Source organism: Algoriphagus algorifonticola, assembly GCF_007655305.1.
GTDB classification, from domain to species: Bacteria; Bacteroidota; Bacteroidia; order Cytophagales; family Cyclobacteriaceae; genus Algoriphagus; species Algoriphagus algorifonticola.
The window spans coordinates 1-6,817 of sequence record NZ_VLOG01000016.1; the positions used below are offsets into that span (position 1 = coordinate 1).

Here is a 6,817-nt window from a genome sequence, read left to right on the forward strand (position 1 = left end):
CCATGAGAAATTTTAAAAACCACATAGAAATAGTAGAAAACATAGATTTGACAAAAGTGGGCTATCATTCCCTGATTTCTCAATTCATTTTCCAGACTTTTTGAGACTGCTTCACCCGATCCAATGCTTTTCCTTTAATTCTAATTGTAGAAAAACGCCAAATAAATCATTATTAAAATAAAGAGTGGCGGGTTCGCAGTGACGGCACTGCTTACTTTTCAGACTTCACACTTTCACAATTCAGCCTTCCAAAGGGGCTCTTTATCACTTCCTCCCTCCCAAAGCATAATACTTATATAATTATTGTAAATTTTGCTGAAAATTGGCATTTCATATATAATCCTTGAAAATCCGTCTCAGCTCCATATTGCTCCTTTTTGTGCTCTCAGGCCCCCTGAGCATAAGTTTGCTTTGGCTGAATTTTCAAAAAACTCAGCTTCAAAACTCCTTTGAAAGTAGATTTGAGGAATCTGAAGAAAAATCCAACCTCCTGACTCTAAGTTTTACCAGGGAAGAATCCCAAACCCTTTTGGAATGGGAGCATGAACGGGAGTTTGAATACCAAGGCGAAATGTATGATGTGCTCGAAATCAAAGAAGATGGAGATCAGATTCATTACTTGGTTTGGAGGGATCAAGAAGAAACCAAAATCAAAAAGCAACTCTCCGAACTCTGGGAAGAAGAAGGAACTGAAAAAGAACAACAATTGGCCGTTTTCACCCTATTCTTTCAAGCCTTTCCATCATTGATTCCAAATCCGTTTTCGCAGGAAATAGATACATCTTATTCAAGTATATTCTCGCTGGCTATTCCAACGCCCTGGCTCTCCAATCCCTTTTCCCCTCCCGACTTTTTGAGTTGATATATCTTTTGAATTCTCCTTTTCCGAACTAACCTGGAAAGGTCTGTCCATTCGTATCAATTCTTTAACTATGAAACAAGTATTGATGGGGTTTGGCATGCTTTGCTTTTTCTTTCAACTGAAGGCTCAAACAGTCACTTTGGTTGATAAAGCAACATCCGAGCCCATCCGCTATGCTACTTTAAGTAGTGAAATACCTCCTGCCTTTGAGTTAACCAATTCTAAAGGACAGGTCAACTTGAGCCCTTTCAAAGGGGCTTCAAAAATAATAATCAGCAGTTTTGGCCATCAAACCATCAAGATAAGCTATGATGAACTGCTCACTTTGGGAACTATTATCCAACTGGAAAACTCCAACCTCAACCTCAGCGAGGTGGTGATTTCCGGCAATAGATGGTCCCGATCTTCTGAAAATTTACCTGCCAAAATAATCTCCATCTCACCCGATGAAATAGCATTCCAAAATCCTCAAACTGCTGCAGATTTACTGGGAGTATCCGGAAAGGTCTATATCCAAAAAAGTCAACAGGGAGGCGGAAGCCCCATGATCAGGGGTTTCGCAACCAACCGACTTTTGTATGTAGTGGATGGAGTCAGAATGAATACGGCCATTTTTCGGGGGGGCAATATTCAAAATGTGATTAACCTGGACCCATTTGCCATGGAGCATGCAGAAGTGTTATTTGGTCCGGGTTCGGTGATATATGGAAGCGATGCAATAGGCGGAGTAATGAGTTTCAATACACTAACTCCAAAGTTTTCCTTAGATAAAAATACCAGTATTTCCGGGAATGCAATCACCCGTTATTCCTCGGCAAATAATGAAAGTACAGGACATCTGGACTTGAATGTTGGCTGGAAAAAATGGGCAATCAGTACGAGTATCAGTGCTTGGGACTACGATCATCTGAGACAGGGATCCAATGGGCCCGAAGATTATCTGAAACCCTTTTATGTCAAAAGAATCAATGAGGAGGATGTAGTAATTCCTCTGGAAGATGGAGGATTAAGACAAATTCCATCTGCCTATTCTCAGCTCAATCTGATGCAAAAGGTTCGATTCAAACCCTCGCAAGCTTGGGATTTTCAATACGGTTTTCATTATTCTGAAACTTCTCCCTATGGAAGATATGACAGACATAATCGAATCAGAAATGGACTCCCCCGGTACGCTGAATGGGATTATGGACCTCAAATCTGGATGATGAATAACCTGAGCATCACACATTTTGCTCAAAGAGGAGCATTTGATCAAATGAGTATCAGGCTGGCACATCAGCATTTTGAAGAAAGCCGAATAGACAGGGATTTGAATAAACCAATTCGGACTACACAAGATGAAAAGGTGACAGCCTTCTCCATTAATACCGACTTCACCAAAATCCTGGACGCCAATAATACCTTGGTTTATGGAGCTGAGTGGATTCTGAATGAGGTTTATTCCAATGGTATGATCACCAATATCACAACGCAAGAATCAAGTCCTGGCCCATCCAGATATCCAAGAGCGGATTGGCGTTCATTTGGTATTTATATCAATGAAGAGCATAAGTTGAATGAGCAAGTCAATCTGCAAGCTGGACTGCGCTATAATTGGTTTGGAATGGATGCCAGTTTTGACACCAGCTTTTATCCATTCCCTTTTACAGAGGCAAGCCTTTCCAATGGAGCTTTGACAGGAAGTCTAGGAGGAGTGTATAGACCTAATGACTCTTGGGTTATCAGCAGCAATTTTGGAACAGCCTTTCGCTCTCCCAATGTGGATGATATAGGGAAGGTTTTTGATTCTGAACCCGGAGCTGTGACTGTTCCCAACCCAAATTTGGAAGCCGAATATGCCTATTCTTTGGATTTGGGTATGGCTAAAAAATTGGGAGGTTTCGCCAAAATGGATGTAACAGGCTATTATACTTTATTGAATAATGCCTTGGTAAGAAGGGATTTTACATTGGATGGCAATGACAGCATCATCTATCAAGGGGAATTAAGTAAGGTTCAGGCCATCCAAAATGCAGCTCAGGCAAGAGTATATGGACTACAAATTGGACTGGAAATCAAAATGAATGATCATCTTACATTTTCCTCTGATTTGAATATTCAACGTGGTAAAGAAGAGCTGGACAATGGAACAATTAGCCCCTCTCGTCATGCAGCTCCCCTATTTGGAATCAGTAGATTGACTTATAGAAAAAACAAACTTCAAGTTCAGCTTTATGCAAGCTATCAAGGAGAAAAAAGCTTCGAAGAGCTCCCCGTTGAGGAGCGGGCAAAAGTTGAAATTTATGCCAAAGACAGCAATGAAAACACCTTTGCACCTTCTTGGTATACGCTGAATTTAAAAGGAAGCTATCCGATTTTTGATTTCCTGATTTTAAATGCAGGAATGGAAAATATCACAGATCAACGCTACAGGCCTTTCAGTTCCGGCATTTCAGGACCGGGACGAAATGTTCAGCTTTCCCTCAAAGCCAGTTTCTAAAAATAAGCCAAATCAAATACCAGTCTGAGGCATAAATTCTCCTCAGACTTTTTTATTTTAAAGGAGTTTAAGCCAGCCTTTTATGTCATTTTTCCCTTCATCTCCATCGGAAATTTCAGCCTTCATTTCAAAAGGCCTGAGTGATGTTGAAGTAGAAGAAAGAAGGGCTGAATTTGGCCCCAATCTTCTGGAAGAAAAAAAGCGAAAACCAGCCTGGAGACTTTTTTTGGAGCAGTTTCAGGATTTTATGATCGTTATTTTGATGGTGGCAGCTTTAATATCCGGTGTGGCTGGTGAATGGACTGACACCATCATTATCCTGGTTATTATTATCCTCAATGCCATTTTGGGATTCGTTCAGGAATACAGAGCCGAAAAAGCCATGGAATCACTCAAAAAAATGAGTGAGGTTCAGGCCAACCTAATCAGAAATGGAAAGAATGTTCAGGTCAAATCAGAGGAATTGGTTCCGGGGGATTTGGTGAGATTGGAAGCTGGCAATATGATTCCAGCTGATATCCAATTGCTGGAAGGATTCTCCATACAAATGGACGAAGCCTCCTTGACAGGGGAGTCCGTACCGGTAGAAAAATCCGGGTTGAAAAATCAGATAATTGAAAGCCCGAAGGTAGAAAGTGCCAATCACTTATTTAAGGGAACCTTGGTTACCAATGGAAGAGGAATAGGCATGGTGATAGCTACCGGGATGCAAACTCAATTGGGGAAAATCGCTGATTTGCTTCAGGAGGAAAGACCGAAAACACCGCTTCAGGAGAGGATGAAGCGTTTTGGAAAAATCATTTCCTACCTCGTTTTGCTGATTTGTCTTTTGATCTTTGGCTTTGGCATTTTGCGGGGTGAGGAACCTATTCCTCTCCTGCTGCTATCAGTTAGTTTAGCGGTGGCAGCTATACCAGAGGCTTTGCCGGCACTGATAACCATCGCGCTTTCCTTGGGAGCAGCTAGACTGGCTAAAAAAGAAGCCTTGATCCGGAAACTCCCGGCTGTGGAAAGCTTGGGTTCGATCACCTATATCTGCACGGATAAAACAGGCACTTTGACCAAAAATCAAATGACTGTCATGCAGACAGCATCGGCAGAAATCGCCCACATTACCAGCAATTATTCCAATATAGATTTGGCCATGGCCTTAAATCATGATATTAAGCCTGACGAAGACGGAGACTTGCAAGGCGAGGCTACCGAGTTGGCCTTGGTCAATTGGGTAAGAGGAAATTTGGGAGAAGAAGATTATCAGTTTATCCAAAAACTATTTCCCCGATTCGATGAAATCCCTTTCGATTCGGAAAGAAAGAGAATGAGCACCCTGCATGAGTCCGATGGCAAGATTATTTTGCTTTGCAAAGGAGCCATGGAGTCAATTTTGGATGCCTGCACTCCCAATGCTGAGAAAGATGAATTTCTAAGCAAAAGCAATGAATGGGCTGCCAATGGACAAAGAGTTTTAGCTTTTGCAGGGAAGATTTTAGATCAAAAACCCGAAAAAATCAGTGCCGATTTTTTGGAAAAGGATTTGGACTTTTTTGGCATCTGTGGAATGATAGATCCGCCAAGGGAAGAAGCTGTATTGGCAATTCAGGAATGTAAGACTGCGGGAATTCACCCTGTAATGATCACCGGAGATCATCCAGAAACAGCCAAAGCGATCGCCAAGGAAGTGGGAATTTTAGAATCAGGTCAGAAAATCCTGACCGGAAAGGAATTTGCCCAATTATCCGATGAGCAATTTGAGCAGGAAGTAGAGCATATTTCGGTTTATGCCCGAGTGACTCCCGATCAAAAAATTCGAATTGTAAAAGCCTTACAGAAAAGAGGACATTATGTAGCGATGACAGGAGATGGAGTCAACGATGCCCCTTCTTTGCGAAGCAGTACGATTGGAGTGGCCATGGGGATCACCGGAACGGATGTCAGTAAGGAGGCGGCTCACATGATCTTATTGGATGATAATTTCGCTACGATTGTTCGGGCTATCCGGGAAGGAAGGAGAATTTTTGATAATATCCGAAAGTTTGTCAAGTACATCATGACCTGTAATGGGGCTGAAATCTGGACCATTGTAGTAGCTCCTCTACTTGGATTGCCAATTCCTCTTTTACCGATCCATATTTTATGGATCAACTTGGTGACGGATGGCTTGCCCGCTTTGGCTTTGGCAGGAGAAAGAGCAGAGAAAAACATTATGAGAAGGCCTCCACGTCCGCCCAGACAAAGTCTATTTGCAGACGGGGTTGGAGTTCATATCATTTGGGTTGGACTCTTGATGGCCGGAGTCACAATTTTCTCCCAATTTTGGGCCATTCGGCATGGCTGGCATTGGCAAACCATGGTTTTCACGGTTTTGGCATTTTCCCAATTAGGACATGTGCTTGCAGTGAGAAGTGAACAGACTTTCTTATATGAACAGGGATTTAAAAGCAACAGCCCTCTCCTTTTATCCGTGTTTGCAACTATGCTTATTCAGCTGGCAGTGATTTACTTGCCATTCTTCAACAGTGTTTTTCATACCCAGGCGCTGACTTTGGAGGAACTGGCATTTTGTTTTGGAATGGGCTTAATTGTATTTCATGCGGTTGAGTTGGAGAAGTTTATCAAGAGGAAGAGAAAATCTGGATAACAGGTATGATTCCTATTCTCCGCAGCTGATTGTTTTAACCACAGGGAACACAGAGATTAAAATTTAAGATTTTTGATTTACGATTTACGAGGGGCTAAGGAACTGATGAGGCAATTTTCAGTAATTTAATCTCGTTATTTCCTGCAGATCTACGCAGAAAAATTCACAGACCTGACTGCCGACAGGCAAGTCCTACACAGGTTTTTCGGATCAATGCTTATGTCAGGCTGAGCGGAGTCGAAGCCTTTGTTCGGCAGAGCGGAGACGAAGCTCTTGGCAAGCTGAGAGCCTGCCTGACGAAAGTCAGGGAGTCGAATGTACTGTCAGGCTGAGCGCCTGCCTGTCGGTTAGTCAGGGAGTCGAAGCCCTTGCTTCCAACCACTTCAAACCCATTTTTGCTTCTTGAATTCTTTGCGAAAAAAAAACTTTGCGTCGCTGAGCCGCTGCGAGCTTTTTTCACCACAGAGAGCCTCCGGGAAAAAGATTTTTGATTTACGATTTACGAGGGGCAGAGGAACTATTGAGGCTTTGTTTAGACATATTATCGCTTTTATTTCCCGAAGATCAACGCAGAAAAATTCGCAAACCTGACTGCCGTCAGGCAAGTTTTTCACAGATTTTTAGGGTCGAAGCCAATGTCAAGCTGAGCGCCTGCCTGTCGAAAGTCAGGGAGTCGAAGTCTTCGTCGCAAACCACTTCAATCCCATCTTTGCTTCTTGAATTCTTTGCGGGAGATTAATCACAGCATAAATATTTCAGACTTCGAACTTCATAATTCAGACTTGGTGGGACTGCTTCACCCGATTCAAAGAATTGCAGATGATTGTAACTGTCAAAA

General features: G+C 42.4%; 3 protein-coding genes. All 3 read left to right on the plus strand.

The genetic code is table 11. From position 1 onward, the window contains the following. The first annotated feature begins 343 nt into the window (after positions 1-343). The 3 genes from FL972_RS02770 (at position 344) to FL972_RS02780 (ending at position 5,979) form a co-directional block, all read left to right on the plus strand. Positions 344-862, plus strand: coding sequence for a hypothetical protein (locus FL972_RS02770; protein ID WP_144603332.1), 519 nt, complete (start codon positions 344-346; stop codon positions 860-862). Positions 863-932: 70 nt separating this feature from the next. Further along, positions 933-3,341 (plus strand): TonB-dependent receptor plug domain-containing protein, encoded by a 2,409-nt coding sequence (locus FL972_RS02775; RefSeq protein WP_222116000.1) that lies wholly within the window; start codon positions 933-935, stop codon positions 3,339-3,341. Positions 3,342-3,423: 82 nt separating this feature from the next. Beyond that, positions 3,424-5,979 carry a cation-translocating P-type ATPase gene (locus tag FL972_RS02780; RefSeq protein WP_144603334.1) on the plus strand — a complete coding sequence of 852 codons (2,556 nt, stop codon included), beginning with the start codon at positions 3,424-3,426 and terminating at the stop codon, positions 5,977-5,979. Positions 5,980-6,817 lie beyond the last annotated feature (838 nt).

What these genes read in the sequence shown, in the direction of transcription:
- FL972_RS02775 (WP_222116000.1), top strand. Translation starts at nt 933, where the DNA reads ATGAAACAAGTATTGATGGGGTTTGGCATGCTTTGCTTTTTCTTTCAA.
- FL972_RS02780 (WP_144603334.1), top strand. Translation starts at nt 3,424, where the DNA reads ATGTCATTTTTCCCTTCATCTCCATCGGAAATTTCAGCCTTCATTTCA.